The sequence below is a fragment of the Rhizobium hidalgonense genome, assembly GCF_002914525.1.
Classification (GTDB): Bacteria; Pseudomonadota; Alphaproteobacteria; order Rhizobiales; family Rhizobiaceae; genus Rhizobium; species Rhizobium hidalgonense.
Genome location: NZ_LODW01000071.1, coordinates 1 through 26383 on the forward strand (window position 1 = coordinate 1; position 26383 = coordinate 26383).

Consider the following 26383-nt stretch of genomic DNA (forward strand, 5'->3'; position numbering starts at 1 on the left):
CAGAGACGCCTTGCGGCAGCAAAATGAAATAATGATCGCACTCGAATAAACTGACTTGGTGAGGGAGGTAGAGAACACGGCGGCTCCACATTTTTCAAACGGGTAGCCGGTGCAGCCCGGACACGAGAGCTCTTTAGTTCCCCGCAACAAGATCATTGGCCGATCGCAGCACGGTGCCGACGGTGATATCTTCTGCCACGATCGCCTTCGCCGTCCTCACCGCAAACACATGGCCCTCGCCCGGCAGCAACGTTACCAGCATCGAATCGACCACCGCATCCGGGTCCAGCCGATCCGCCATCAGGCAGAGATCCTTGAGGAAATTATCCGCGGTCACCCTGACCGCGTAGCCGCCGTCCATCCCGGTAACATCGACTGCCAGCCGCGGCGCTTCCAGGTTGAGGTCGATATCCTCGACGAAATAGTGAAACGCCCGCCGGTCGAGCATCTCGACGACAACGACCTCGTCTTTCGGTAAGCCGGGAATGACGATATCGCTTGGCAGCGGAAACTCCTTCGCTTCAAAACGGTCGCAGAGCAGACGCCAGAATTCGAATTCGGCAAGTACGCTGCCGTCGAGTTTCAATCGCTTGCCGGCAATCTTTGCCCGCCAGAACAGCGTCCGTTCATTGACGGCGACTGCCGCAAGGCCATCGCCGCGCGGCTGGATCGTTAGGAGGCGCGGGTCATAGGCTGATTTCAGCGCATACCAGAGCGGCTTGCGGCGCCCGGCCGAATCGAGTGCGGCCCAGGAGGTCACCGGCCAGCAGTCGTTGAACTGCCAGACCACGGCGCCCTTGCAGATATCCCGATGTGAGCGCAGGTGCTCGATGGCGAAGCGGATGGCGCGGGCCTGGTTGAGCTGGGTGGCGAAGTGCCAGTCCTCCATCGACTTCGGCTCCGGCAGGTGGCCGATAAGGCCGCGGATCAGCTTGTCATTGCCTTGCGTCGCCTTCTGATGGTGGAAGACGCCGTTTGATTGCGGCGTCAGCGGCTGATCGTGCACGCTTTCTTCGATCGTCGCCCAATTGGCCGGCGCCTGCCAGCCGAATTCGGAGCAGAAGCGCGGGATATAGTTGCGGTAGACCTCGTAGCCGACATCGTTCCAAACGTCCCAGATATGTTTGCAGCCATGCGCATCGGCATTCGGCGCGATCTCCATCGATCCGGAATAGGGACTGCCGGGATAATAGGGCCGGTCGGGATCGAATTCACAGCAGAGCCTCGGCAGTAGGTCGAGATAGTAGCCGAGCCCCCAGCTTTCGCCCGCCTTGATGATCGGCCGCCAGCCCCATTCGTCGAAGCCCCAGATATTCTCGTTATTGCCGTTCCAGAGGACCAGCGAAGCATGCGGCATAAGCCGCACGACATTGTCGCGCACCTCAGCCTCGACTTCGCTTCGAAGCGGTTCCTCCTCCGGATAGGCGGCGCAGGCAAACAGGAAATCCTGCCAGACCAGCATGCCGATGCGGTCGCAGGCCTCGTAGAATTCGTCGGTCTCGAAGATGCCGCCGCCCCAGACACGCAGCATATGGATATTGGCGCTCTTCGCCTCTTCGATCCGGGCGGCATAGTGCTCGGCCGTCACCCGCGACGGAAAACAATCGTCGGGAATCCAGTTGGCGCCGGCGATGAACAGCGGCACGTCGTTGATGACGAAGGTGAAGGCCGAACCGTGCGCATCGGCCGCGGTGTCGAGCCTGAGCGAACGGAAGCCGAGTTCGCGCTCAAAGCTGTCGAGCTGATCGCCGCTGACCTCGTCGATCAGTTTAAGTATCAGGGGATAGAGCGGCTGCGCCCCGAGATGATGCGGCCACCAGAGCTGCGGCGAGGGCAGGGTAATCTCCAAGGCGACCATGTCTTCGCCAGGCGCGATCGCTGCAGTCGTGGTCACACCGCCGATCTCGGCGACCAGCCGGCATGGCCCGGCATCGCCGTGGCGCGCCAGCCTTGCATGCACCTTCACCAGCCCGTCGCCGCCGGCAAGCGTGGCCGACACCCGTGTCTCGGCAAGCCGCGCCCGGTCCCAACTCTCCAACCTCACTGGCTTCCAGATGCCCGCCGTCACCAGCGTCGGCCCCCAGTCCCAGCCGAAATTGCAGGCCATCTTGCGCATCAGATTGCCCGGTCCCGGATAATTGTTGGGCCGGTAACCGTACTGTTTCTCCATCTCGGCGCCGTAGGCATAGGCGGAGCGGAAGGTAACGGAGAGTTCGTTCTCGCCTGTTTTCAGCAGCCCGGACACATCGAAACGGTAGATGCGGTGCATGTTGAAGCTGCGGCCGATCTCTTCGCCATTGAGAACGATGGTGGCGATCGTATCGAGCCCGTCGAAGACCAGCTCCTGCACCCTGCCATCCTCGCGCGTCGCCTCGAATGTGCAGCGATAGGTCCAGTCGGTTTTGCCGATCCAGTCATTGGTGATCTCGTTGACGTCGACATAGGGATCGGCAATCAGCCGGTTGGCGAGAAGGTCGAGATTCACGCATCCCGGCACCGTTGCAGCTATCGCATCGGGTAATCCGGTCCTTCCTGTATCGTTACAGGTCAGCGTCCAGCCGGAATTGAGCTCGGTCTTTTCGATCATCGGATATTCCTAGAGAAACCGGCCGTGGCGCTGCAGCACTTCGATCTTGTAGCCGTCTGGGTCGCTGACGAAGAAGAACAGGCCGAAGAGCTTGCCGTCGCGGTTGAGCTCCACCAGTTCGCCGGGTTTGAACCCGAGTTTCGCCAGCCGCGCGCGCTCGACCGCGACTTCCTCGACCGAGACGGCGAGATGGCCATAGGCATTGCCGAGATCGTATGGCTCAGTCCGGCCCTTGTTGACCGTCAGCTCCAGCTCGAAGCCGGTCTCGGCGTTGCTCAGATAGATCAGCGTGAAAGTGTCGAAATCGACGCGGTCGGCAACCGAGAGGCCGAAGGCCTTGCTGTAGAATTCGACCGAGCGCGCCTCGTCGAGAATGCGGATCATGGAGTGGATCATCTTCGCCAAGGCGGCCTCCCGTTGAATCGATCGCTGCAGCCTTGGTAGCGGTCCTCTTACGCCGGGCGCAAGCCGATTCTTCGGGTAATCGCGCCTTCGACGAGGCCCATGGCGTCATAGATCAGCACTGCCATCAGCCCGACGATCAGCCCGCCCTGCAGGATGAAGGCGGTATTGTCGGAGATCAGCCCGGCGATGATCACTTCGCCGAGCCCCTTGGCCGCAACTGTCGAGCCGATCGTCGCCGTGCCGATATTGATCACGGTCGCGACCTTCAGCCCTTCGAGGATCAGCGGCAGGGCGAGCGGCAGCTCGACGCGGAAGAGCCGCTGCGTGCCGTTCATGCCCATGCCGTCGGCGGCATCGAGCACCTGCGGCGACACCTGCTTCAGCCCGGCGACGGTGTTTTCGAAGATCGGCAGCAGGCCGTAGAGGAAGAGCGCAATCAGCGTCGGCATGGCGCCGAAGCCGGTGGCAGGCACCGCGAGCGCCAGCACCGCGACCGGCGGAAAGGTCTGGCCGGCATTGGCGATGGCCCGTGACAGCGGCAGAAAGTCGGCGCCGCTTTGCCGTGTCACGAAGATGCCGCCGGCAACGGCGAGCACGGCGCTGCAAACGATCGATCCGACCACCAGCTGCAGATGGCCGGCGGCCAGCGAGGCAAGGCTGTTCTGGGTATAGACGGCGGGCGCATTGTTGTTGGTCAGCGGCGTAAACAAGAAGGAAAGCCATTCGGTCCGGAACAGCAGGATCAACAGCAGGGCGAGTGCGGCCAGCCGGAAGAGATTGGCGACGACGAGCTTCATGCCTTGCGGCCCAGTTCGAGCAACCGCGTCATCGAGATCGATCCCACCGGCGCCCTTTCACCATCCTGCACCGCCGCCTCGTCGACCCCTTGCCAGATCATTTCGGCCAGCGCATCGCGCAGGCTGAGCGACTGCGGCAAGGAGTAGGAAAGACCGCTCTTGGCCGGCGCCATGCTCTCCTTCAGCGGCAGCAGCGACATCAGCTTCAGCGCCCGGTCGGAGGTGCCTGTGAGTTGCTGCACGAAGGGATCGGCGGGTTCGGTCAGGATTTTTTCCGGCGTCGAGCATTGCAGCAATCGGCCCTCGCTCATCACGGCGATCTGGTTGCCGAGATGGAAGGCCTCGTCCATATCGTGGGTGACGAGGATGATAGTGGTGCCGAACTGCTTCTGGATCGCCAGGAGGTCGTCCTGCGCCTTGCCGCGGATGACGGGATCGAGTGCGCCGAAGGGTTCGTCCATCAATAGCAGCTCGGGTTCGGCCGCCAGCGCCCGGGCGACGCCGACGCGCTGCTGCTGGCCGCCGGAAAGCTGATGCGGATATTTCTCGGCAAATGTCGCCGGATCGAGGTTGAACAGCCCGAGCAGTTCCTCGACCCGGCTGGAAATGCGCGTGGCATCCCAATCGAGAAGCTGCGGGACGGTGGCGATATTCTGCGCCACGGTCCGGTGCGGGAAGAGGCCGTGCCCTTGGATGGCATAGCCGATCTTGCGGCGAAGCTCGGTTACCTCGACGTCGGCGACATTCTGACCGTTGACGAAGATCTGACCTTCGGTGATCGGTACCAGCCGGTTGATCATCCGCATCAGCGTCGATTTGCCGGAGCCCGAGGTGCCGACGATGACGGTGATCTCGCCCTTCTCGACGTTCATCGAGACGTGGTCGACGACGGTGGCCGCGCCATAGCGCTTGGTGACGTTGCTGATCTCGATCATGCTCATGCGGCGGATCCCCGGATGCTGTCGATGACCGCATCGAGGATGACGGCCGATGAGAAGGCGAAGAAGACGGTCGGCACGGCGCCGAGCAGGACGAGGTCCATCGCCGTCTGGCCGAGTCCCTGGAAGATGAAGATGCCGAAGCCGCCGCCGCCGATCAGCGCGGCAATCGTCACCATGCCGATTGCCTGCACCAGCACGATGCGGATGCCGGTGAGGATGACCGGAAAGGCAAGCGGCATGTCGATACCGGTGAGGATCTGCCGGCGTGTCAGCCCCATGCCGGCGGCGGCATCCCGCACCGAAGGGTCGACGCCCTGCAGGCCGACGACAGTGTTGGCGACGATCGGCAGCAGCGAATAGAGCACGAGTGCAATCAAGGCCGGCGCCGTGCCGATGCCGCGAATGCCGATGGCAGCCGCTAGCGCCACATGGGTGGCGAGATAACCGAGCGGCAGCATCAAGAGGCCGAAGAGCGCCAGGCTGGGGATCGTCTGGATCAGGCTGAGCCCCTGCAGCACGATGGCCCGCAGCCTCGGCACCCAGAAGCAGAGAATGCCGAGCGGCAGGCCGAGGACAACGGCGATGGCAAGCGAGCCGAAGGCCAGCAGCAGATGTGAAATTGCTTCCGTCTCGAACTGCGGCGCCCGCGTCGAAAATTCCTTCATGATCGACAGGCTGTCGAGCAGGCCGGACGAGAGGAAGGCGAAGAGCAGCGCCGCATAGGCGACAAGCGCTGCGACCCGCATCCACGGCGCCAGCCGGATTTTAACCAGTGCATCCGAGATGATCAGCCCGATCACTGCAAACAGCACCCAGAAACCGCCGCCGGGCGTCATGCGCGCCACGGTGCTGCCCGGCGGTGTGGCCGCGGCCGAAACGAGGCCGATCGCAATGATCAGCGCCGCAAGGCAGAGGGTGGCGATGACAAGCCGTGCAAGGGCATGGCGCAGGAACAGCGTCGCAAAGGCAGTCAGAACGAGAAGGATGGTAAGGATGATGACAGAGGGCTGGGGAAGAAGCTGCGTCAGCAGCATCGGCTTGCCGGCGGCGATGCGGTTCGCCTTGACATAGATGAAGGGCATCAGCGCCGTCGCCGCAATGCCGCCGGCCACCAGAACCACGCCGAGCCGGTCCAGCCTGCGGACCGCTGAGGTTTCTTCCATCGATCCAACCTTATGGGAAAGACGCTCCGCCCGCGACCGGGCGGAGCAAGGGCTGCTACTTCAGGAAGCCTTTTTCCTTGAGATAGGCTTCGGCGACGGATTTTGCCGGCTCGCCATCCACCTGGATCTTGGCGTTGAGTTTGCGCAACTCGTCGGCGCTCAGGCTCTTGAAGATCGGTGTGAGCACTTCCTCGATCTTCGGGTTGGCCTTCAGCACTTCTTCGCGGATGATCGGCGTCGGCGCATAGACCTGCTGCACGTTCTTGTCGTCTTCGAGAACGGTGAGTTCGGCCGCTTGGATCGCGCCGTCGGTGCCGTAGACCATGGCGGTGTTGACGCCGTTGGTCTGGTCGGCAGCCGCCTTGATCGTCGCCGCCGTGTCGCCGCCGGACAGCACGACCATCTGGTCCGGCTTCAGCTGGAAGCCGTAGGTCGTCTGGAAGGCGGGAAGCGCGCCGGCCGAATTGACGAATTCGGCCGATGCCGCAAGCTTGGCTTCACCGCCGCCGGCCACCCATTTGCCGAAATCCGTCAGGCTCTTCAGCTTGTTCGGCTCGGCGACGTCGTTGCGCACGGCGAGCGCCCAGGTGTTATTCGCAGGCGACGGCGTCAGCCAGACGATCTTGTTGGCGTCGTAATCGAGCTTCTTTGCCAGCTCGTAACCCTGGTCGATGTTCTTCCAGGCCGCGTCATCGGCCTTGTTGAAGAAGAAGCCGGCATTGCCGGTATATTCCGGATAGATGTCGATTTCGCCTGCGGTGATCGCTTTGCGCACGACCGGTGTGGCGCCGAGCGCGATGCGGTCCTGCGTCTTGATGCCGTTGGCTTCGAGCGCGAGCGCAATGACATTGCCGAGCAGCGTGCCTTCCGTGTCGATCTTCGACGAGACCACCACATCCGCGGCATGGGCCGCCCCCGCCGCGAAGGCGGTGAGCGAGACGGCAAGTGCGAGTTTCTTCAGCATGGAAAGTCCCCTTGGTTGACATCGTTGAACGTGGCGAAGGCTTCGCGCGGGAGCCTTGCGGGCAGGAAGTCCGCCGGCAGTGGAGGCGAGGCCGCCATCATGCCGGAATTGCGTGCGTCATGGAAATAGCGTGCACGTTCGAAAAATCGATGCAAGCCCCCTCCAGTTTTTGCGGCCGCACCACGATTATGGCGGCGAACACATCTCCGTGCGCGGAAACGCATTCCCTTTTCCGCGGCCGGCGCGATTTGTTTTTGTCCCCTTGCGTGTTTCCACGGCGTTCCGGTGCTGGTCGGTGGTTTTCCGCCGCCCGGATCTTTTTATTCGGGAAACGATAGCCCGCCTCTTTCGAGGCAGGGATATCTTTTTTCGTGAACACATCATATCGTCCGGTTTTTCCAGCGCTTTCCGGAGCCGCCATTTGCATCTCGGTGCCCTGTTCATCGCCCACCAAGTCCTCGCTTCCGGTTCGGTGCGCCAGACCGCGCGGCGTTTCCAGCTATCGCCGTCGACTGTCTCGACGGCCATCCACCATATCGAGACCGAACTGGCGATGAAGCTGATTGAGCGCACCTCCGGCGAGTTGGTGACGCTGATTGCAAGCGGCAGGGTGCTGGAAGGCCTGGCGCCGCTCACCGCGGCGATCGGCGAACTCGGCCAGCTGGCCGGTCACGACGGCGCCGACACAGACGAGGCCTGGGTTTCTCGCATTCCCATCAAGATCGTCACGATCGAGCGGTTTCTCGAAGTGGCCGATCAAGGCAGCATCAACCGTGCTGCCCGCCGCCTTCGCCTGGGTCAGCCGCAGCTTTCGCTTCAGCTTGCCAATCTTGAGAAATTCCTGGGTGCTCGCCTCTTCGAGCGGCAGGCGCAGGGCTCGGTGCTGACGGAGGAGGGCAGGCGCGCCTACCAGATTTTCACGACGGTCAGCCAGGCCTGGAACGATCTGAAATCGCAGGCCGACGAGCGTTATCAGCGCACCGCCCGGTCGCTGCGCATTGGCTCGATCATCCCGACCGGCTCGGAAAGCTGGGTGGCGCGCTGTCTCGCCGCGCTGGTCTCCGAATGGAATCTGGACCGCAACAACAATGCGATCTCGCTGGTCTCGATGACCGCCGACGATCTGCGCGAGGCGCTGAAGAGTGGCCGCATCGATGTCGCGATCCTGGATTCGGTCTTCGGGCTGGAAAGCTTCCGCCATCGCAAGCTGCTGCAGACCGAGATGGTGGTGATCGCCCCGCCCGACAGCACCGGCACCGGCGTCGCCGATCTCGTCGCCGCTCACCCGATCTGCATGCCGAGCCCGCGCACCGGCCTCGGCCATGCGGCCATGGCCTTTAGCGACGAGCGCGCCCCAAACCGCCGCCTGCGCAGCCGGGATATCACCGCGGCGGATTCGTTGCCCGTGATCGTCGACCTCGTCGCCCATCACGGCTACGTCTCCTTCCTCGGCCGGGTCAGCGCCATGCCGATCGCGGATAAGGTGCGCATCGTCGATCTCGACGAACATCTGCCGATGTCCTATCACGTCGCCTTCAACCACCGCAAAGCCGCCGCCGATGCCTGCGCCGTCATCATCGAGGCGGCGGCGCGCATTACGTCGGAACCTGTCGCACAGACCGACAGCGCCAGGGAGAGCGCAGCATGACGATTTCGCTTGAGGTTTGCGTGGACAGCGCCGAAGGCCTTGCTGCCGCAATCGACGGCGGCGCCGGCCGCATCGAACTCTGCTCGGCGCTGGAGCTCGGTGGCCTGACGCCGCTGCCGAGCCTCATGCAGATCGCCGCCCGGGCGCCCATTCCAATCTACGCGATGATCCGCCCGCATGCCGGCCCCTTCATCTTCGCCAGGGCGGACGAAGAAGCGATGATGCTGGATATCGATGCCGTGCGCGCCGCAGGACTCGCCGGCGTCGTCATCGGCGCCAACCGCCCCGATGGCACGCTCGACATGCCGCTGATCCACCGGCTGAAGGCGTATGCTGCCGGGCTCGGTTCGACGCTGCACCGCGCTTTCGACCTGGTGCCGGATGCCGATCAGGCGCTGGAACAGGCGGTCGAACTCGGCGTTGAGCGCATCCTCACCTCCGGCTGCGCGCTGAAGGCCGCCGACGGCCTCGACACGCTGAAGCGTCTTTCGGCCAAGGCAGACGGCCGCATCTCGATCATGCCCGGCAGCGGCATCCGCCCCACCAATGTCACCGCCATCTTGCAGGCAACCGGCGCCCGCGAGGTCCACGGCTCCTGCAGTTCACCGGTCGAAAGCCGCGATCCGCGCGCGGTGGCCTTTGGTTTCGAGGCGAAAAGCTCGAACCGGACGGATAGTGCGGTGGTCAGGGAGATGTGCAGGGCGATTGCGTCAATGGAGCGTTAGCGGTCTCGCAATTCCGGACTGAAAGTGTTTTTGCGATTTTGAAACGCGAATGCAGTGCTTGCCGCATGGGTCCTCGGGTCAAGCCCGAGGACGACGGAGTGTGGTGTTGGCACTGCGGCAAAAAAGCGTCGTAGACACCAAACGATAAGCAAATTGGGACCGCGGGTTCTCCCCATTTTTGCGCGATCCCGGACATAAAAACCGGCGCCCAACTTTGATTGCTCCAAGCGTCGCTCTTGCCGGTCGCTGCCCCCACCCTCCGTCATACTCGGGCTTGACCCGAGTATCCACGCCGAGCACTCCACGCGCATGTTGTGCGTCGACTAACCACCAACCCGGATCACTGCCTTGATCAGCCCGCTCTTCTCATGCGCCCAGCGGGCGAGGTCGCGCGGTGCGTCGGCGAGCGTCGTGCGGTGGGTGATAAGTTTATCCACCGGCACCAGGCCCTTGGCGATCGAATCGGCCACATGTTCGAAATCGGCGCGGGTGGCGTTGCGGCTGCCGATCAGCATCATTTCGCGTTTGTGGAATTCCGGGTCGGAGAAGCGGATATCGTCCTTGACGACGCTGACCAGCACCAGCGCGCCGCCATGGGCGACGAAGGAGAAGGCCTTTTCCATCGACGGGCCGTAGCCCGTCGCGTCGAACACCACGTCGAAACCGTCGCCGCCGGTCTTTTCCTTGACGGCATCCGCCGTCGCCTCGTTGGCGACGATGCCGGAGGTGAAGCCGAAGCGCTCGGCCGCCATCTGCAGCCGCTCGGCGCTGGTATCGAGCAGCGTCACTTCATGGCCGGCGATGCGTGAGAAGATCGCTGCCCCGAGCCCGATCGGGCCGGCGCCGATGACGAGCGAGCGCGCGCCGGCGCCGGTCAGCGAGCGGCGGACCGCATGGGCGCCGATCGCCAGAAATTCGGTCGTCGCCGCCGCTTCGAGGCTCAGTCCCTTGGCGGGATAGAGGTTCTCGGCCGGAACCGAAATTTCCTCGCAGAACGCGCCGTCCGTATGGACGCCGAGCACCTTGATATTGGTGCAACAATTCGGCTTGCCCTTGATGCAGGCGACGCATTGGCCGCAGGAGAGATAGGGATTGACGATGACGGGCGTGCCGATGGCCATGGCAACGCCATCGCCGGCTTCCAGCACCGTCGCCGAGATCTCATGCCCCATCACCCGGGGATATTCGAGGAAAGGGTGCTTGCCCTCGAAGATATGATAATCCGTGCCGCAGATGCCGACATGGCTGACGGCAAGGCGCACCCAGCCGGCTGCGGGAGCCGTAGGCGAAGGACGCTCGACGATCTCGAGCACGCCGGGTTCCCGGCAAACAACTGCTTTCATGACGGGGCTCGCATTCTTCGTTCTTTACTGGTGTCGTGCCACTGCTGTTCGGTTCGTGCGGATAGCTGCCTCGCCCTAACCCTCTGCCGTAAACCGGGCGAAGGGACGTGCCCAGCGAGGCGTTGGCGAGGGACCGAAAGGTTGCGGCCTGGTCCCTTCTCCCCGGGTGCGGGGAGAAGGTGGCGGCAGCCGGATGAGGGGCAGGCCGCGATCTCTTGCTCGCCTCTCAATTGCTCTTGCGGCGGCGCAGCTGGTCGAAGAACACGATCACGATGATCAGCAGACCGGTGATGATGCGCTGCCAGAAGGAGTTGACGTTCAGAAGGTTGGCGCCGTTGTTGATGGTGGCGAGGATGAAGGCGCCGATCAGCGGGCCGTGCACGGAACCGACCGCGCCGAAAAGGCTGGTGCCGCCGATGACCGAGGAGGCAATCGCCTGCAATTCCCAGCCGTCGGCCTGCGTCGCATTGCCGATCGCGATGCGCGAGGCAAGCAGCACGCCGACGAAGGCGGCAAAGCCGGCCGAGAGGATATAGGCGAGATAGATCATGCCCTTGACGTTGACGCCGGAAAGGCGCGCCGCTTCCGCATTCGAGCCGACCGCGAAGAGATAGCGGCCCCAGCGGCTCAAATGCAGGAAGACGAAGGAGGGCACCGCCACCAGGATGACCATCCAGAACAGGCTCGGAATGCTGAGGAAATCGGCCCGCGCGAAATTGCTGAAACTCTCGTCGGTGATGCTGATCGTCGAGCCGTTGGTGATCAGCAGGCCGATGCCGCGCAGCGACGTCAGCGTTGCCAGCGTGATGATGAACGGCGGCAGGCCCATATGCACGATGCCGAAGCCGTGAAAGGCGCCGATCGCCACGCCGATGGCGAGCGTTAGCACGATCGCGCCCCACAGCGGCACGCCGGCCTGCAGCAGCCAGGCGATGATGACGGTGCAGAAGCCGACGATGGCGCCGACCGAAAGGTCGATGCCGGCGGTGATGATGACGAAGGTCTGGCCGAGCGCCAGGATCGCGGTCATCGCCCCCTGACGCAGCAGGTTCGAGATGTTGAGCGGCGTCCAGAAGCTCGGGGTGACCAGCCCAAGCACGACCCAGAGGAAGATCAACAGCCCGATCAGCGTCAGGCCGAACAGGATGTTCATTTTCCGGCGCGGCGGCGGCGCGACGATTTCGGTGGGGGTGGCAGTCATGAATTTTCTCCCTCTTATTCTTGTGGCTCAGACGCCGATCGCTTCGCTGAGCACTTCTTCATGCGTCGCCGCGTGATAATCATGGCTGGCGACGATCTTGCCGCCGCGGAAGACGTGCAGCCGGTCGGCCAGTTCGTAGACCTCCGGCAGGTAGGAGGAGATCAGGATGATGCCGGCGCCCTCCTTCAGAAGCTTGGCGAATAGCCGATAGATTTCCGCCTTGGTGCCGACGTCGACGCCGACTGTCGGCTCGTCGAAGATGAACAGCCTGGCGCCGTGGCTCAGCCACTTGCCGATGACGATCTTCTGCTGGTTGCCGCCCGACATGCTGGAGGCCGGAACGCGCCGGCTCGGCGTCTTGATGCTGAGATTGCGGATCTGATTGTCGGCATTCGCCGATTCCCGCGCGTGGTTGATGACCGGCCCGTGGCTGAGGCGCCCGAACACCGGCAGGTTGATGTTGAGGCCGATCGACTGATTGAGGCAGAGCCCCTGGTCGCGCCGGCTTTCCGGCGCCAGAGCGACGCCGAGCTCCATGGCCGTGCGTTCGTTCCTGATGTCGACGCGCTTGCCCATCCAGTGGATTTCGCCGGCGCTTGTCGGCTGGCGACCGTAGAGCCCGAGCGCGAATTCGCTGCGTCCGGCGCCGATCAGGCCATAGAGGCCGACAATCTGTCCGGCCTTGACGCTGAGCGACACGTCCTCGAAGCCCGGACCCGAAAGGCCCTTGACGTCGACGATCGTCTGGCCGATCGCAATCTCTTCCTTGTGATAGATCTGTTCGATCGAGCGGTTGATCATCAGCGCGATCAGCTCGGCGTCGTTGGTCTCGCCGATCAGGCGCGTGCCGACATGCGTGCCGTCGCGCAGCACCGAGACTCGGTCGGCCAGCTCGAAGACTTCTTCCATGCGGTGGCTGATATAGACGATGGTGACGCCTTCGCCCTGAAGGCGGCGGATCAGCTTGAACAACTGTGCCGATTCCTGGCGTGTGAGATAGGCGGTGGGTTCGTCGAAGATCAGGAATTGCGTGCCGCGCATGGCGGCGCGCGCGGTCGCCACCAGCTGCTGCTGGCCGATCGTCAGCGAGCTCAACAGTGCGCCTGCCGGCAGTCCGAAGCCGAGATCGTCGAGCACGGCCTGCCCCATCTTCTCCATCTGCTTCTTGCGCATCAGGCCGTAGCGGTTGACCTCGTCGCCGAGGAAGAGGTTGGCAGCGACCGTCAGGTGCCGGCAGAGTACGACTTCCTGGTGGACGGCGTTGATGCCGCGGGCGATCGCCTCGTTCGGCGTCGACAGCCCGACAGGTTGGCCGCACCACAGCACTTCGCCGGCGGTGCGGGTGATGACGCCGGTCAGCAATTTGATCAGGGTGGATTTGCCGGCGCCGTTTTCGCCGACGATGGCGTGAATTTCACCGGCGAGAAAGGTCAGCGTCGCCGGCTTCAGCGCCTGCACATGACCGTAATTCTTCTGCAGGCCTTTGAGTTCGAGGATAGGCGATCCGGCGGGAATTCGATTGGCTTCTTTCAGCGTCGCGCTGTCATCATGGCGATGACTGACCTCTTCGAGTCCGATCATGGACCTCTCCTCCTTCTTGTCACGTCTGCTCTCCATCCCGTGGTAACCATAGCATGGCCCCTGGTAACCATAACATGGATGGAAAAAGCCGCGCCGGGTTTTGAAGCCGGCGCGGCCTTGGTCTTATAGTTTACTTGATCTTCGGGTTCAGCAGCGCGTCGATCTTCGGATCGGCCATATTCGCCTTGGTGACGAGGTTGGCGCCGGTGTCGACATTGGCTTCGACCTTCTCGCCCTTGGAGACGGCAAGCGCGGTCTTGATGCCGTCATAACCCATGCGGTAGGGGTCCTGAACGACCAGTCCGGCAATGGCGCCGTCCTTGAGGAAGCCGACCGTCTTGTCGTCGCTGTCGAAGCCGATGACCTTGATCTTGTCGCCGAGCTTGTTTTCGGCGATCGCCTGGCCGACACCCTGTGCCAGGATGAGGTTCGAGGCGAAGACGCCGACGAGTTTCGGGTTAGCCGTGATCAGGTCGGTCATCATGTTGAGGCCGGTCGTTGCCTGTCCATCGCCGTACTTGTCGGCAATGACCTTCAGACCCGGATGCTTGGTCTTGACCTGATCCAGGAAGCCTTCGCGGCGCTGTTCCAGCGAGCCGACGCCGGGAAGGTTGGTGAGGATGACGATTTCGCCCTCTTCCTTGCCCGTCATCTCCTTGATGGCGGCAGCCAGGCCGTCGGCGGCGATACGGCCGCCCTGAACGTTGTCGGTCGTCAGGAACGAGCTGAATGCCTTGGAGTCGGCGCCGGAGTCGATGCCGATGATCGGAACCGACTTGGCGGCTTCATCGATCGGCTTGCCGAGCGCCTTGAATTCGGTCGGCGAAATGACGATGGCGGCCGGCTTGCCGGCAACGGCGTTTTCCAGAATGCTGATCTGACCGTTGATGTCGGATTCTGCCTGGGCGCCGAGTTCCGGCACGTTGACGCCGAGATCCTTGCCGGCCTTGCGGGCGCCGGCCAGAACGATCTGCCAGTAGAAGGACGTGGTGTCCTTGACGATGATCGGGATTGTCACGTCGGCGGCAAAGGACGTGACCGGCATCGCCGTGGCGATGACGGCGGCACCCGCGAGCGCGGTAAAGGCGCGGCGCGACAGAAGGGATTTCATGATGGTCATAAGGGTTCTCCTCTCAAGATGCGTTCTCCTCCAATAAACCGGACCGCTGAACGCTGGCGGAGGGTTTTTATCGATAAAAAACATTTGCAGGCTGAAGCTAGCCGAGGCGCAATCAAATTGCAAGGGTGTCGATCGCGCTTTTTTGCTTTGCTAAACTCCGCCCAAGCAACTGATTTTATTTCAATACAATGATACCCTAAAATAGGTATCAGCCCAGATCGACCTCATGCGGATGCACGACGCCCTTTTTTAAAATCAGGTTGCCATACAGTCGAAACTCGGTGGTCGCGACGATATAGGCAGCCTTGCGGGCCATTGCGTAAAAGGCGAACCGCTCCACCGGCACGATACGGAAATCGCCGGCGCGCCGGGAAACGATTTCTTGGAACTCGGCGCAGACCTCCGGCACGGCCTGTGGGTCGCCGACAACCTCCATCCGCCAGGCCGTTTCCGGCACGAAAGTGTCGAGCGGCATGTGGGCGAGGATCGCCTCGGCCATCGCGGTGGCGCTGACGCCGTCGGCGCGGATGACCGGCGGCCCCATCGAGCCGGAGGGGAAATTGGCGTCCGAGATGACGATGTCGTCGCCATGCCCCATGGTCTTCAGCGCATGAAGCAGGTCGGGGCCGAGCAGCGGATGGATCCCTTTGAGCATAGTGTCTCCTCAGACTCGGACGGCTTCGGCGCCAAGCGGCGGCGCAACCAGCGTATAGGGTTCGAATTCGCCGTAGATCGCCTCGGCAAGCCGCGGCTCGACGATTTCCATGTTGCGCGTCAGGCTCGAAGGTTTCGCTGTGCCGATCAGCACCGAGGCGACGATCGCCTCGTTCAGCGGAAACTGTATGGCGGCAGCCGCGAGCGGCACGCCATGGCTTTTGGCGATTGCCTCCATCGCGCCGACCTTGGCAAGCACCTCGTCATCGGCCGGCATATAATCGAAATGCGAGCCCGGCACCGGGCCGGTGGCGAGAATGCCGGAGTTGAAGACGCCGCCGATGACCAGCGACGTGCCCTTCTGCCGGCAGAGCGGCAGCAGTTCGGCGACGGCTGAGCGGTCGAGCAGCGTATAGCGGCCGGCGAGCAGAATGCAGTCGAGGTCGGCTTGGCGCATGACGTCGAGGCAGACCGGCACTTCGTTGACGCCGAGGCCGAAGGCGGAAATCGCGCCTGACGAGCGAAGCTCCTCCAGCGCCTTCACGCCGGAATCGAGAAACTGTTTCAGGTAGACCGCATTTTTTGCCGCGCCATGAGTGTAGCCGCCGAGATCGTGCACGTAGAGAATGTCGATGCGGTTGAGGCCGAGGCGGGCATAGCTGAATTCGACCGAGCGCATGATGCCGTCATAGGAATAGTCATAATCAGCATCGAAGGACAGCGGATCGACATAGCCGTAATGGGGCACGGTGCCCGTCGGTACCGGCCGCAGCAGCCGGCCGACCTTGGTGGACAGCACGTAACTGCCATCCGCCTGGTCACGCAGGAAATCGCCGACGCGGCGTTCGGCGAGACCCAGCCCATACCAGGGCGCCACGTCGAAATAGCGGATGCCGCTGTCCCAGGCCGCCTGCAGCGTGTCGATCGCCACCTCGCGCGGGCATGCGCGGTAAAGACCTCCGAGCGCTGCCGCGCCGAAACTGATTTCGGTCACCTCCAGCTTGGTCTTGCCGATCCGTCTCGTCTTCATCATTCCCCCTCACGAAGAACTTGAAATTCGCTATCTCAAGCCATCCCGGGAAAGCTGTGAAGCTGGTCTCGGGAAGCGCATAAACAAGGATTAGAGCGTTGCGCCCAGATGCCACGGCACGAATTCATTGTCGCCGTAGCCGAAGAGCTCGCTCTTGGTTTTCTTGCCCGAGGCCGTATCGACGATCAGCTCGAAGATCTCGCGGCCCTTGCCGCTGATCGTCGCGTCACCGGTGGCGATCGTGCCGCAATCGATGTCCATGTCCTCTTCCATCGAGGCATAGAGCGCCGAATTGCTGGAAAGCTTCAGCGACGGCGCCGGCCGGCAGCCGAAGCAGCTGCCGCGGCCAGTCGTGAAGGCGATCATGTTGGCGCCGCCGGCCACCTGGCCGGTCGCCGAGACCGGATCGTAACCGGGTGTGTCCATGAAGACCAGGCCGGGGGCAGTGACCCGCTCGGCATAACCATAGACCGCCGTCAGCGGCGAGCGGCCGCCCTTGGCAACCGCGCCGAGCGACTTTTCCAGGATGGTGGTGAGCCCGCCGCGCTTGTTGCCGGGCGACGGGTTGTTATCGAGCGAAGCGCCGTGCAGGGCGACATAATCCTCCCACCAGGCGATCTTCTCGTCGAGCTTCTTCGCCACCTCGTCGCTGACGGCGCGGCTGCGCAGCAGATGTTCGGCACCATAGATTTCCGAGGTCTCCGACAGGATCGCCGTGCCGCCGGCCGCTGCCAAAAGATCGGCCGCCACTCCGAGCGCCGGATTGGCGGTGATCCCGGAAAAGCCGTCGGACCCGCCGCATTGCAGCCCGATGATGATCTCACCGACCGACATTGGCACGCGTTTTTCCTTGCCGACATCGGCGGCGATCTCGCGCAGCATGCCCATGGCGCGCTCGACAGCGCGGCGCGAGCCGCCGGCATCCTGAATGTTGAAATGCCGCTTGGAGGCGCCGGCGCCGCTCTGGCCGTAGAGCGTCAGCTGATTGACCTCGCAGCCCAGGCCGATCATCAGCACGCCGCCGAAATTGACATGCCTGGTATAGCCGGCAAGTGTGCGGTGCAGCACGTTCATGCCGTCGCCGGTAGAGCTCATGCCGCAGCCCTGGTCGTGTACGATCGGCACGAAACCGTCGATGCCCTCGTAATGCGGCAGGATCGTCCGGTTCGCCTCGTCGGCGATTGCCCGGCAGACCGTGGTGGAACAGTTCACGCTGGCGATGATGCCGATATAGTTGCGCGTCGCTGCCCGCCCGTCGGCGCGGCGATAGCCCATGAAAGTCCGCGCCTTGTCGTCGGCAGTCGCGGTTTCTGGCGCCGAATTGGCGGTCGCAGCCAAGCGGTCGTTTTCGAAATGTAGATTGTGGCTGTGCACATGATCGCCGGCCTTGACCTCGGCCGTGGTACGGCCGATCGCCTGTCCGTATTTCACCACCGGGGACCCAAGCGGAATATCGGCAATTGCGACCTTGTGGCCGGGATCGATTTTCTGGCGGGTTTCGATGCCGGCAACCGTCGACCCCGGCGCGATGGCCGCCGTTGCGACCGCGACATTGTCACCGGCCGACAGGATGATCCAAGGCAGTTTGTCCAAGTCTCTTCTCCCTGGAGCGTGGTGCCGAAAGTATGAGCGGTTTCGACATCATGCTCTAACTTTTGAATCTAGGAAACGCTCGCTGCACCGGCGAATGCGATTGATTTTGTTTTTTATCTACAATAAACATTTTCAAGTCAACGGGAATATTGATCCTGTGGACGAGGGAGGCAACGAGCCGCAGACGGCTGGAAATACGCTAATGGTCGTTTGAACAAGCCCCGGTCCGATGCCGTCCAGCTTCTTGAGCTGGGATGGCGGTGCGGACACGCGGGCGAAAAGCGGGGGTCGGATGGCAAGGCAGAATACGGTCTTCAAGGAAGCCTATAACAGGTATGCCGCGGCGCTCCGCACGGATACCGCACTGCCTTCGGAACCGGAGATCGCCGCCCAGCTCGGCGTCAGCCGCTCGACGGCGCGCGCCATCCTGACGCGGCTTAGCGAAGAAGGCATCATCCGCTGGAACAAACGCCAGAAGACCGTTCTGCGCCAACCCACGGACCGCGATCTCTTTCCCTCCGAAGAAACCGATTCCCTGCATGACATCATCGAGCGTAGCTTCATGCAGCGCATCCTGGCCGACGATGCCGCCCCCGGCATGCAGATCAACGAGCTGGAGCTTGCCCGCGAGATCGGCACCGGCACAACCAGCGTGCGCGAGTTCCTGATCCGCTTCTCCCGCTTCGGCCTGATCGAGAAGCGGCCGAACAGCCATTGGACGCTCAAAGGCTTTACCCGCGAATTCGCCCTCGAACTGGCCGATGTGCGCGAGATGTTCGAGCTGCATTCGGCCGCCGAATTCGGCCGGCTTCCCCAAGGCCATCAGGCCTGGACCGATCTTGCCGCCATCCGCGACGACCATCACGCCATGCTTGCCGACATCAACCAGCGCTTCCGGGATTTCTCCGTCCTCGACGAACGCTTCCACTTGCTGATCCATCGCGCTTCGAAGAACCGCTTCATCGCCGATTTCTACGATGCGATCGCCATCGTCTTCCACTATCACTACCAGTGGAACAAGACGGCCGCGCGCGAGCGTAACGAGCGCGCCATCCACGAACATCTGGATTATATCGCAGCACTCGAATCCGGCGACCAGGCCGCGATCGAGAAAGCCTGCCGCGCCCATCTGCACTCCGCCCGCCAGACCCTGCTGCAATCCCTGCCGCAGCTGGCGACGGAGACTGCGTGAGGTGGTGAAGGGCTACACGGCACAACGCCAAACGTTGACCCCCGCAACCCCTCATGAAACCTTCTGATCCCTAAGCCGTTATCGTGCTCATGACGGGCGCTAAACTCAATCCTAGATCGGTCGACGGCTTCGAGCCGCAAGGTTCCCAAACGTCGTTCGAGGAGAAGGCTGCGCCTGTCGAGCCCGTGCCGCCGCCGGAGGCCGACGAACCCAGCCCGGAACTGACGCCCGAGGAGGCCGAACAGGCGCGCAAGAAATATCTGCTCAAGCGTTTCTGGATCAGCGCGCGCCATTATTGGGGCCGCGGTGGCGACAAGCTCGCCTGGCCGTGCACCCTCGGGCTATTGGCGCTGATCGGCATCAATGTGGCCTTCCAATATGGAATCAATCTCTGGAACCGGGCGATCTTCGACGCCATCGAGCGGCACGATGCCGGCACCGTTTATTTCCTGAGCGCCGTCTTCCTGCCGCTCGTGCTCGGAACCGTCGCCGTGGTCACCACGCAGGTCGCCCTTCGCATGATGATCCAGCGCCGCTGGCGTTCCTGGCTGACGACCGCAGTCATCGGGCGCTGGCTGGCGAACGGCCGTTACTATCAGCTGAACCTCATCGGCGGTGACCACAATAACCCCGAAGCGCGCATTTCCGAGGATTTGCGGATCGCCACCGAAGCCCCTGTCGATTTCATCGCCGGGGTCATATCGGCCTTTCTGTCGGCCTCGACCTTCATCGTCGTGCTCTGGACGATCGGCGGGGCATTGACACTGACGATCGCCGGTTTGACCGTCACCATACCAGGTTTTCTCGTCGTCACAGCGGTCCTCTACGCCGCGATCACCTCCAGTTCGATGGCCGTCATCGGCCGCCATTTCGTCCAGGTCTCCGAGGCGAAAAACCAAACGGAAGCCGAATTTCGCTATACGCTGACGCATGTGCGCGAAAACGGCGAAAGCATCGCCTTGCTCGGCGGTGAAGAGGAGGAGCGCAACGACCTCGACAAGACCTTCACCAAGGTGCTCGGGCAATGGGCGCTGCTTGCCCGCCAGCATATGCGCACCACGCTTGTGTCGCATGGATCGATGCTGATTGCACCGGTTGTGCCGGTTCTGCTCTGTGCGCCGAAATTTCTCGAAGGCAGCATGAGCCTGGGACAGGTCATGCAGGCGGCCTCTGCTTTCGCCATCGTTCAGGGTGCGTTCGGATGGCTGGTCGACAACTATCCCCGTCTTGCCGATTGGAACGCCTGCGCACGGCGCATTGCCTCGCTGATGATGTCGCTCGACGGGCTCGAACGCGCCGAACAGAGCGACGCGCTCGGCCGCATCAAGCGCGGTGAGACGGAGGGCGAGGCGATGCTCAGCCTGAACGATCTCTCCGTATCGCTTGACGACGGTACCGCCGTGGTCAAGGAAACCCAGGTCGCGATCGAACCCGGCGAGCGGGTGCTGGTGGCGGGAGAATCCGGTTCGGGCAAGAGCACGCTGGTGCGAGCGATCGCCGGTCTTTGGCCGTGGGGCGACGGCAGCGTCAACTTCCACGTCGACAGACGCTTGTTCATGCTGCCGCAGCGGCCCTATATCCCATCCGGCACGCTTCGCCGCGCCGTCGCTTATCCGGGTGCTGCCGATAGCTGGACATTGGATCAGATCAAGGCGGCCATGGACAAGGTGGGCCTGGATTATCTGAACGGCAAGATCGAGGAAGAGGCGCCGTGGGACCAGACCTTGTCGGGCGGCGAAAAGCAGCGGCTCGCCTTTGCCCGCCTGCTGCTGCACACACCCGATATCATCGTGCTGGATGAAGCAACCTCGGCACTCGATGAAAAGAGCCAGGACCGGATGATGCAGATGGTGATCGAGGAATTGCCTGAGGTGACGATCATCAGCGTCGCCCATCGCGCCGAGCTCGAAGTCTTCCATAGCCGCAAGATCACCCTGGAGCGGCGTCGGGGCGGGGCAAAGCTCGTCAGTGATGTCGATCTTATCAAGCGCACGAGAAAACCGAACTTGCTCTCCCGCGTTTTGGAAAACCGCCGCGCCTCGCCAAAGGCCAGAACGGCCTCGAACAAGGCGGCGCAGCCCCGGAATGGAAGCTGACGTCGGCTTGGTGACGGACATCAATCGCCCAACGAAGGTTCCGGGCTCGCCATCTTTGCAGTATACCTCTGCAGGGCAATTTCCTCGCGAGGGCGGACGAGGCAAGCACTCTTGGTGGCAAGAAATTCAATATTATATTCAGAACATTGGGGTGTTTCAGAAGGCCGCTTTGCGCCGTGACGCAAGAAAAACCCACCCTTATTCGCCGCTTGATCTCATTGGTCAAAATCGTGTGGACCGTTTCGATCGTCATGACGGCCACAGCCGTGGGCGCCAGCTACGGTTGGCAAAGTCACGGCTTTGTCGGAGCGTTGGCGCTTGGTTTTGTCGGCCTTGTCGCCGGAGGCTTCCTCAGTTCACCGTCGTTTCTTTTGGAGGTGCTGGCAGCGCTGACTTAAACGCCTTTCGCCCTTGAGCTTCAACCTCTGCATTTCGAGAGAATCTCATCGACAACGACGGCGAGCGGACGAGTGGCGTCGATGACCGCACCACAGTTCGGAATGTCCTCTTTCGTTGCATGCAGCCGCACAATCAGCGCCCGTTCGGCAGGTCTTCCGCCAAACTCGTCTTCCGGTCTGCCGGCAAGCCGCCGGTTCAACGTGTCCAGATCGACATCGAGAACGAAAACCCCGTCGAACAAATCGATAAAGCGGGAGAAGTTTCTGGAACCGCCGCAGAAGAAGGAGATCGCCTTGCCTTGATCGGCGATTACGGATCTGACTTTCTCGACATCCCAGATGTGATGCGCTTGCTTCCATTCGAGACTGTCGGCCACGCTGTCGTCGGCAGACAGGGGTTTCCCGGTATCGGGGTCGCCGACATAAGCCAACTCCCTGTCACCGTGGATGATATGGTAACCGCACCGCTGCAGCTCTTCCGCCACCGTTGTTTTGCCGGTGCCGGAAACGCCTTCGATCAGATAGTTTTTGACGCCCACTCGTCGATCCCCTTATCGGCCAAGCCGAGCCGCCTAATGCGACGTCGCCTCGCTGGCGACAGCCGCGCCCTCTTGGCTCCGGCCATGCCCGACCGGGATCAGCCAGGTGGTGAAGAAGGTCAGCACGGCAACGACGACCACACCCCAAAAACTCCAGTGCAGGGCCGCATTGAAGACCGCGCGGATTGCCGGGTCGGCGGCGAGCGCCGACAGCCCGGTCGGCTGGTTCAGCGCCTCGTGCAGGCCGGCCGCCGCTTGGCCGCCGGCATAGTGGTTGATGCCGGCATTGAGGATGGCGCCGAGCACGGTGGCGCCGAGCGTATTGCCGAGGCTGCGGGCAAAGATGATCGAGGCGGTGGCGCTGCCGCGCATCGACCATTCGACGCTGTCCTGCACCAGCACGATGCTGGTCAGGCTGATCAGCCCCATCCCGAAGCCCATGAAGAAGGAGCCGGCGCCGGCAAGCGCCGGTGAACTCTCAGGCGTCAGGAACAGCAGGAAACAGGCGCCGAACGGAAACAGCAGGCTGCCGACGCGCAGCGTCCGGCGGATGCCGAACGTCTTGTAGAAGCGGCTGGACAGCATCACCGCCAGCGGCCAGCCGACGACCAGCATGGTGAGCGTGAAGCCGGCGACGATAGGCGACCGGCCGAGCACGCCTTGCACATAGATCGGCAGGATCGTCGAAAGCCCGATCAGCGCCATGCCGGCAAGCAGGGTTGCCGCATTGCTGGTGGCGATCAGCCTTCGACTCCAGAGCGGGATCGAAATGATCGGCTCCGGCGCCCGCTTCTCCTGGGCGAGGAAGAGGATGCCGGCGACCACGAAGACGGCGAAAAGCGACATCAGGATCCAGGCGCTGGCATCGGTTTCGGTCAGCATCACCAGCAGCGCGACGATCGAGATCGAAAACAGCACCGATCCGAGATAGTCGATCTTGGCCTGCTTGTGCGCCACGTCCTCCTTCAGGAAGATCATGAAGGCGATGATCGAGAGAATGCCGATCGGCAGGTTGATCCAGAAGATCCAGGCCCAGGAGATATTGTCGACGATGATGCCGCCGGCAAGCGGCCCGACGACGGCCGAGGTCGCCCAGACGGTCGCCATCGCACCCTGCACCCGGCCGCGTTCCTCGAGCTTGAACAGATCGCCAATGATGGTCATCGTTACCGGCTGGATGGCGCCCGCACCCAACCCCTGCAGCAGCCGAAACAGCACCAGCGACATCATCGACCAGGCAAGCCCGCAGAGCAAAGAGCCGACAAGAAAGATCAGGATGCCGCCGATCAGCACCGGCTTGCGGCCGAAAATGTCGGAAAGCTTGCCGTAGATCACCGTCGTCGTCGACTGCGCCAAGAGGAAGGCAGAAAACACCCAGCTGTAATAGGAAAAGCCGCCGAGCTGGCCGACGATGCGCGGCATCGCGGTTGCCACGATCGTCGCCTCGATCGCCACCATGAAGGTCGCGAACATGATGGTCGCGACGACAAGCACGCGGTTCGAGCGATGCGCTGCATTCGACATGACGATCCTCTTCGGGTGCTCCGCGGGCGCCGGAATACGGCAGGCTGGCTGGTGTGGGGCGATGTGCCGCGTGCGGAGTGACGGGTAGTTTTACGTCCGCAAGCGTGAGTCGTAAAGCCGTTCCAGCGGCAGCTGTTCTTTTCGTCCGATTTCGCAGGCACCAAGCGAAGGCCCCGGCGCACTGAGCCCAGGGCCTTCATTCCGTCAGCAGCTCAAGCGGCCATCCGCTTTATCCTTACTGCGGGCAGGCCTCGCTGCCGGAGCCGGTGTCCGCCGAACCGGCGGTACAACCCGGCGTCGGCTGCAGATCCGGATTGACCCCACCGGGATTGATCGTGCTGCGGCCGCGATTGAGCTCGACGCCGCCATTGCCGCTCGTGCTGCCGGTGGTGCCGGGATCGGTGCCGACGGACCCCGTGCCCGTGGACCCGGTGGCCCCAGCACCCGTGCCGGCCGAACCAGCGCCGGACGAACCCGCCCCCGAACTGCCCGATCCGCCGATAACAGGCGCGACCGACAGCCGCCCACTGGAATCCGCACCGCCGGCCGTCTGCGCCAGCGCCGAGCCGGCAAGGCCGATCGAAAGGAGGGATATTGCGATGAGTTTACAGGACATGATTTTCTCCATCCTTGTTGTCTCAAGAGGAGAACCTATTGGGCGGTGGCATGTTCCTATCGGGGGCCGCGTTTTCACGGTCGTTTGATAGCGGGCGCTGGTCAAGTCCCCTGAACTATTCCAGCCCCCTGCCGGCCAATGCCCGCATCGCACTGTTGGCGGTGTTGCACAGCCTGTTATTCGTCATCCATCAAATGAAACTCCTGCGCTGCCTGAGGGCAGAGAAGCCTGAACTGCTCGATCAGCGGCGGCATCCCCGAAGCGCACGAGACGTCTGAATTCTCTGGTAGTGGGAAAGTGACACTCTGCGGTGTTCCGGCAGAAGGTTCGAAGGACAGGGTACCTTCGCTGCAATTGGCGGTGGAACGAAAAGTGTCTCTCCCATTCTCTTTTGTGTACATCGCCACGCACTGCTTGACGGTCAGCTTGCCGCCATGGGCTCTTGTCTCGCCTCCCGGGTCTCGCTCGCAATATTCCTGGAAGTTGGCCTGATTGACGTTCCCTTCCATAACCGCAGCGCTTGAATCGGTCCCGCTCCTGCTGACGAGCGTTCCGTTCCATCCAGCACACGAGGCGAGAGGGAACTCTGCTGCCTGCGCAGCGGACAAGCTAAATGTGAAAAGCGCGATGCTTAAAAGCGATATCTTCATAGATCCTCCTAATTGCTAAACTCGGTCGCGTTCGATCAATATCGGTCGCGAAATGTCGATGAAGGCAGCGCAGCCGCCTTGAGTGAAGAAGCCCTCAAGCCGTTGAAGCCTTGCCTGTCGGCTGGCCAAAGCCAGTCTAAAGGTGGATGAAGAATTTTAAGAGAGGCTTATAACGTTCGGAACGTCATGAAAGAAAAATGGTGCCGCTTGCAGGACTCGAACCTGCGACCCCATCATTACGAATGATGTGCTCTACCACCTGAGCTAAAGCGGCATCTCGCGGCCGAACGATGCGGCCCGCGATTTGCATGGCGCTGATACAGCCATTGTCCGAAGATTTCAAGCGCCCTGTCATGCCTTTGGCAAAAAAGAGGGCAGGGTGGGAAACTCGGTTTAAAGGCTAAGCCGGGCACGGGCGGCCTTGTATTCGGCCTCCAGCCGGTCGACGAGTTTTTCCACGGGCTCGACGGCCTTGATGGCGCTGATCCCCTGGCCGCTGCCCCAGATGTCCTTCCAGGCCTTGGCGCCGCCGACCGCCTGCTCGAAATCCATCTTCGAGACATCGGCTGCCGGCAGGTTGTCAGGGTCCATGCCGGCGGCGACGATCGAGGGCTTCAAATAGTTGCCGTGCACGCCGGTGAAATAATTGGAATAGACGATATCGCCAGCCGCCCCTTCGACAATCGCCTGCTTGTAAGCCTCGGTGGCGCGCGCTTCTTCGGTCGCGATGAAGGGCGAGCCGATATAGGCCATGTCGGCGCCCATCGCCTGCGCGGCGAGGATGGCGCCGCCGGTGGCGATGGCGCCGGCAAGCAGCAGCGGCCCGTCGAACCATTCGCGGATTTCCTGGATCAGCGCGAAGGGTGAAAGCGTGCCGGCATGCCCGCCGGCGCCCGCCGCCACCGCTATCAGCCCGTCCGCGCCCTTGCGGATGGCCGAATGGGCGTGGCGGTTGTTGATAATGTCGTGCAGCACGATGCCGCCATAGGAATGCACGGCGGCATTGACCTCGGGCACGGCGCCGAGCGAAGAGATCACAACAGGCACCTTGTATTTGACGCAGAGCGACAGATCGTGCTCCAGTCGCTTGTTCGACATATGGACGATCTGGTTGACGGCAAAGGGGGCGGCCGGCCGGTCGGGATGGGCGGCGTCGTGGCGGGCAAGCTCTTCGGTGATCTCGGCCAGCCATTCGTCGAGCTGGCTTTCCGGCCGGGCGTTCAGCGCCGGAAACGCTCCGATCACTCCTGCTTTGCATTGCGCTAGCGTCAGTTTGGGATGCGAGATGATGAACAGCGGCGAGCCGATGACCGGCAGTCTCAAATTGTCCTCGAGGATCGGGGGGAGGGCCATGGTTCATCGCTTCCATTGACGTTTACGAAAACGTCAATCTCATAACAGAGAAGAAAAGACGATAAAAGAGCGCCTGCCATGCCTTCGCCGATTTCACCCCGAATATATCAGTCCGAGACAGCTCACAAATAAGGTCCGCAAGCGCTGAAACCCGCCGATTATCCCCGCCGATCCACCGTGGCCCACTCTCGCAAGGCTTGCGGTTTGCCGCACTTGCCGTTACCGAATTTTGATGGAGAACGGCGGGGATTGCAGTCCGATGC

The 26383-nt window shown here is 62.4% G+C and carries 24 protein-coding genes and 1 tRNA gene; 5 read left to right on the top strand and 20 right to left on the bottom strand.

Annotated elements, in window-relative coordinates:
* Positions 1-133: 133 nt before the first annotated feature.
* From ATY29_RS23880 to ATY29_RS36475, 7 genes are all read right to left on the bottom strand, one after another.
* Positions 134-2587 carry a glycoside hydrolase family 2 protein gene (locus ATY29_RS23880; RefSeq protein WP_097537348.1) on the bottom strand — a complete coding sequence of 818 codons (2454 nt, stop codon included), beginning with the start codon at positions 2585-2587 and terminating at the stop codon, positions 134-136.
* A 9-nt stretch (positions 2588-2596) separates the two neighbouring features.
* Positions 2597-2992 (bottom strand): VOC family protein, encoded by a 396-nt coding sequence (locus ATY29_RS23885; protein ID WP_097537349.1) that lies wholly within the window; start codon positions 2990-2992, stop codon positions 2597-2599.
* A gap of 47 nt (positions 2993-3039) precedes the next feature.
* Positions 3040-3789, bottom strand: a complete 750-nt coding sequence (locus ATY29_RS23890) for an ABC transporter permease (protein WP_003570664.1) — start codon at positions 3787-3789, stop codon at positions 3040-3042.
* Positions 3786-4730: an ABC transporter ATP-binding protein gene (locus ATY29_RS23895; protein ID WP_003570663.1), complete on the bottom strand. Its 945-nt coding sequence runs from the start codon at positions 4728-4730 to the stop codon at positions 3786-3788. The genes ATY29_RS23890 and ATY29_RS23895 overlap by 4 nt, the downstream gene beginning before the upstream one ends.
* Complete coding sequence (locus ATY29_RS23900) at positions 4727-5893, bottom strand: ABC transporter permease (protein WP_003570662.1); 1167 nt, start codon at positions 5891-5893, stop codon at positions 4727-4729. Before ATY29_RS23900 ends, ATY29_RS23895 begins: the two co-directional genes overlap by 4 nt.
* Before the next feature lie 55 nt (positions 5894-5948).
* A complete protein-coding gene (gene osmF, locus ATY29_RS23905; RefSeq protein ID WP_003570660.1) occupies positions 5949-6857 on the bottom strand; it encodes a glycine betaine ABC transporter substrate-binding protein OsmF in 909 nt (302 codons plus the stop codon).
* A gap of 97 nt (positions 6858-6954) precedes the next feature.
* Positions 6955-7308 (bottom strand): hypothetical protein, encoded by a 354-nt coding sequence (locus tag ATY29_RS36475; protein WP_128398363.1) that lies wholly within the window; start codon positions 7306-7308, stop codon positions 6955-6957.
* Between ATY29_RS36475 and ATY29_RS23910 the strand changes: the two genes are divergently transcribed.
* Together ATY29_RS23910 and ATY29_RS23915 are read left to right on the top strand one after the other, a co-directional pair.
* The gene (locus ATY29_RS23910) at positions 7279-8505 is read left to right on the top strand and encodes a LysR family transcriptional regulator (RefSeq protein WP_003570659.1); all 1227 of its coding nucleotides are present in this window, start codon (positions 7279-7281) and stop codon (positions 8503-8505) included. The two genes, ATY29_RS36475 and ATY29_RS23910, sit on opposite strands and share 30 nt — an antisense overlap.
* Positions 8502-9230 carry a copper homeostasis protein CutC gene (locus ATY29_RS23915; RefSeq protein WP_097537350.1) on the top strand — a complete coding sequence of 243 codons (729 nt, stop codon included), beginning with the start codon at positions 8502-8504 and terminating at the stop codon, positions 9228-9230. Before ATY29_RS23910 ends, ATY29_RS23915 begins: the two co-directional genes overlap by 4 nt.
* Positions 9231-9553: 323 nt before the next feature.
* Here the strand turns inward: ATY29_RS23915 and ATY29_RS23920 are convergent, their stop codons facing one another.
* The 7 genes from ATY29_RS23920 to ATY29_RS23950 form a co-directional block, all read right to left on the bottom strand.
* A complete protein-coding gene (locus ATY29_RS23920; RefSeq protein WP_003570657.1) occupies positions 9554-10573 on the bottom strand; it encodes a zinc-binding alcohol dehydrogenase family protein in 1020 nt (339 codons plus the stop codon).
* Between the two features lie 226 nt (positions 10574-10799).
* The gene (locus ATY29_RS23925) at positions 10800-11774 is read right to left on the bottom strand and encodes an ABC transporter permease (protein WP_003570656.1); all 975 of its coding nucleotides are present in this window, start codon (positions 11772-11774) and stop codon (positions 10800-10802) included.
* A 27-nt stretch (positions 11775-11801) separates the two neighbouring features.
* On the bottom strand, positions 11802-13355 hold the full coding sequence (locus ATY29_RS23930; RefSeq protein WP_097537351.1) for a sugar ABC transporter ATP-binding protein: 1554 nt from the start codon (positions 13353-13355) through the stop codon (positions 11802-11804).
* Positions 13356-13485: 130 nt separating this feature from the next.
* Entirely contained in the window at positions 13486-14475 is a 990-nt protein-coding gene (locus ATY29_RS23935; protein ID WP_003570654.1) for an ABC transporter substrate-binding protein, read from the bottom strand.
* A 208-nt stretch (positions 14476-14683) separates the two neighbouring features.
* Entirely contained in the window at positions 14684-15130 is a 447-nt protein-coding gene (locus ATY29_RS23940) for an RbsD/FucU family protein (RefSeq protein WP_003570653.1), read from the bottom strand.
* Positions 15131-15139: 9 nt separating this feature from the next.
* The gene (locus ATY29_RS23945; RefSeq protein WP_097537364.1) at positions 15140-16159 is read right to left on the bottom strand and encodes an aldo/keto reductase; all 1020 of its coding nucleotides are present in this window, start codon (positions 16157-16159) and stop codon (positions 15140-15142) included.
* 90 nt (positions 16160-16249) lie between these two features.
* Positions 16250-17752 (bottom strand): UxaA family hydrolase, encoded by a 1503-nt coding sequence (locus ATY29_RS23950; protein ID WP_003570651.1) that lies wholly within the window; start codon positions 17750-17752, stop codon positions 16250-16252.
* Positions 17753-18044: 292 nt separating this feature from the next.
* On the opposite strand from ATY29_RS23950, the gene ATY29_RS23955 reads away from it, so the two are divergent.
* The 3 genes from ATY29_RS23955 to ATY29_RS23965 all read left to right on the top strand — a co-directional run bounded on the left by ATY29_RS23955 (position 18045) and on the right by ATY29_RS23965 (position 21438).
* Positions 18045-18944, top strand: a complete 900-nt coding sequence (locus tag ATY29_RS23955) for a GntR family transcriptional regulator (protein ID WP_003570650.1) — start codon at positions 18045-18047, stop codon at positions 18942-18944.
* Positions 18945-19033: 89 nt separating this feature from the next.
* Positions 19034-21040, top strand: a complete 2007-nt coding sequence (locus ATY29_RS23960; RefSeq protein ID WP_097537352.1) for an ABC transporter ATP-binding protein/permease — start codon at positions 19034-19036, stop codon at positions 21038-21040.
* 176 nt (positions 21041-21216) lie between these two features.
* Positions 21217-21438 (top strand): hypothetical protein, encoded by a 222-nt coding sequence (locus tag ATY29_RS23965; protein WP_097537353.1) that lies wholly within the window; start codon positions 21217-21219, stop codon positions 21436-21438.
* Positions 21439-21458: 20 nt separating this feature from the next.
* Here ATY29_RS23965 and ATY29_RS23970 read toward each other — a convergent pair whose 3' ends face one another.
* The 6 genes from ATY29_RS23970 to ATY29_RS23995 form a co-directional block, all read right to left on the bottom strand.
* On the bottom strand, positions 21459-21977 hold the full coding sequence (locus tag ATY29_RS23970; protein ID WP_097537354.1) for an ATP-binding protein: 519 nt from the start codon (positions 21975-21977) through the stop codon (positions 21459-21461).
* Between the two features lie 33 nt (positions 21978-22010).
* Complete coding sequence (locus ATY29_RS23975) at positions 22011-23501, bottom strand: MDR family MFS transporter (RefSeq protein WP_097537355.1); 1491 nt, start codon at positions 23499-23501, stop codon at positions 22011-22013.
* A 235-nt stretch (positions 23502-23736) separates the two neighbouring features.
* Positions 23737-24117: a hypothetical protein gene (locus ATY29_RS23980; protein WP_097537356.1), complete on the bottom strand. Its 381-nt coding sequence runs from the start codon at positions 24115-24117 to the stop codon at positions 23737-23739.
* A 176-nt stretch (positions 24118-24293) separates the two neighbouring features.
* Positions 24294-24767 carry a hypothetical protein gene (locus ATY29_RS23985; RefSeq protein WP_097537357.1) on the bottom strand — a complete coding sequence of 158 codons (474 nt, stop codon included), beginning with the start codon at positions 24765-24767 and terminating at the stop codon, positions 24294-24296.
* A 198-nt stretch (positions 24768-24965) separates the two neighbouring features.
* Positions 24966-25041, bottom strand: a tRNA-Thr gene (locus ATY29_RS23990).
* A 119-nt stretch (positions 25042-25160) separates the two neighbouring features.
* The gene (locus ATY29_RS23995; RefSeq protein ID WP_097537358.1) at positions 25161-26120 is read right to left on the bottom strand and encodes an NAD(P)H-dependent flavin oxidoreductase; all 960 of its coding nucleotides are present in this window, start codon (positions 26118-26120) and stop codon (positions 25161-25163) included.
* Between the last annotated feature and the right edge of the window lie 263 nt (positions 26121-26383).

Bases quoted from the DNA above. Each gene is read 5' to 3' on its own strand.
- ATY29_RS23935 (WP_003570654.1), bottom strand. From the start codon at position 14,475: ATGACCATCATGAAATCCCTTCTGTCGCGCCGCGCCTTTACCGCGCTC.
- ATY29_RS23945 (WP_097537364.1), bottom strand. From the start codon at position 16,159: ATGAAGACGAGACGGATCGGCAAGACCAAGCTGGAGGTGACCGAAATC.
- ATY29_RS23890 (WP_003570664.1), bottom strand. From the start codon at position 3,789: ATGAAGCTCGTCGTCGCCAATCTCTTCCGGCTGGCCGCACTCGCCCTG.
- ATY29_RS23995 (WP_097537358.1), bottom strand. From the start codon at position 26,120: ATGGCCCTCCCCCCGATCCTCGAGGACAATTTGAGACTGCCGGTCATC.
- osmF (WP_003570660.1), bottom strand. From the start codon at position 6,857: ATGCTGAAGAAACTCGCACTTGCCGTCTCGCTCACCGCCTTCGCGGCG.
- ATY29_RS23985 (WP_097537357.1), bottom strand. From the start codon at position 24,767: ATGAAGATATCGCTTTTAAGCATCGCGCTTTTCACATTTAGCTTGTCC.
- ATY29_RS23880 (WP_097537348.1), bottom strand. From the start codon at position 2,587: ATGATCGAAAAGACCGAGCTCAATTCCGGCTGGACGCTGACCTGTAAC.
- ATY29_RS23980 (WP_097537356.1), bottom strand. From the start codon at position 24,117: ATGTCCTGTAAACTCATCGCAATATCCCTCCTTTCGATCGGCCTTGCC.
- ATY29_RS23900 (WP_003570662.1), bottom strand. From the start codon at position 5,893: ATGGAAGAAACCTCAGCGGTCCGCAGGCTGGACCGGCTCGGCGTGGTT.
- ATY29_RS23915 (WP_097537350.1), top strand. From the start codon at position 8,502: ATGACGATTTCGCTTGAGGTTTGCGTGGACAGCGCCGAAGGCCTTGCT.
- ATY29_RS23895 (WP_003570663.1), bottom strand. From the start codon at position 4,730: ATGAGCATGATCGAGATCAGCAACGTCACCAAGCGCTATGGCGCGGCC.
- ATY29_RS23930 (WP_097537351.1), bottom strand. From the start codon at position 13,355: ATGATCGGACTCGAAGAGGTCAGTCATCGCCATGATGACAGCGCGACG.
- ATY29_RS23960 (WP_097537352.1), top strand. From the start codon at position 19,034: ATGACGGGCGCTAAACTCAATCCTAGATCGGTCGACGGCTTCGAGCCG.
- ATY29_RS23955 (WP_003570650.1), top strand. From the start codon at position 18,045: ATGGCAAGGCAGAATACGGTCTTCAAGGAAGCCTATAACAGGTATGCC.
- ATY29_RS23925 (WP_003570656.1), bottom strand. From the start codon at position 11,774: ATGACTGCCACCCCCACCGAAATCGTCGCGCCGCCGCCGCGCCGGAAA.
- ATY29_RS23975 (WP_097537355.1), bottom strand. From the start codon at position 23,501: ATGTCGAATGCAGCGCATCGCTCGAACCGCGTGCTTGTCGTCGCGACC.
- ATY29_RS23940 (WP_003570653.1), bottom strand. From the start codon at position 15,130: ATGCTCAAAGGGATCCATCCGCTGCTCGGCCCCGACCTGCTTCATGCG.
- ATY29_RS23920 (WP_003570657.1), bottom strand. From the start codon at position 10,573: ATGAAAGCAGTTGTTTGCCGGGAACCCGGCGTGCTCGAGATCGTCGAG.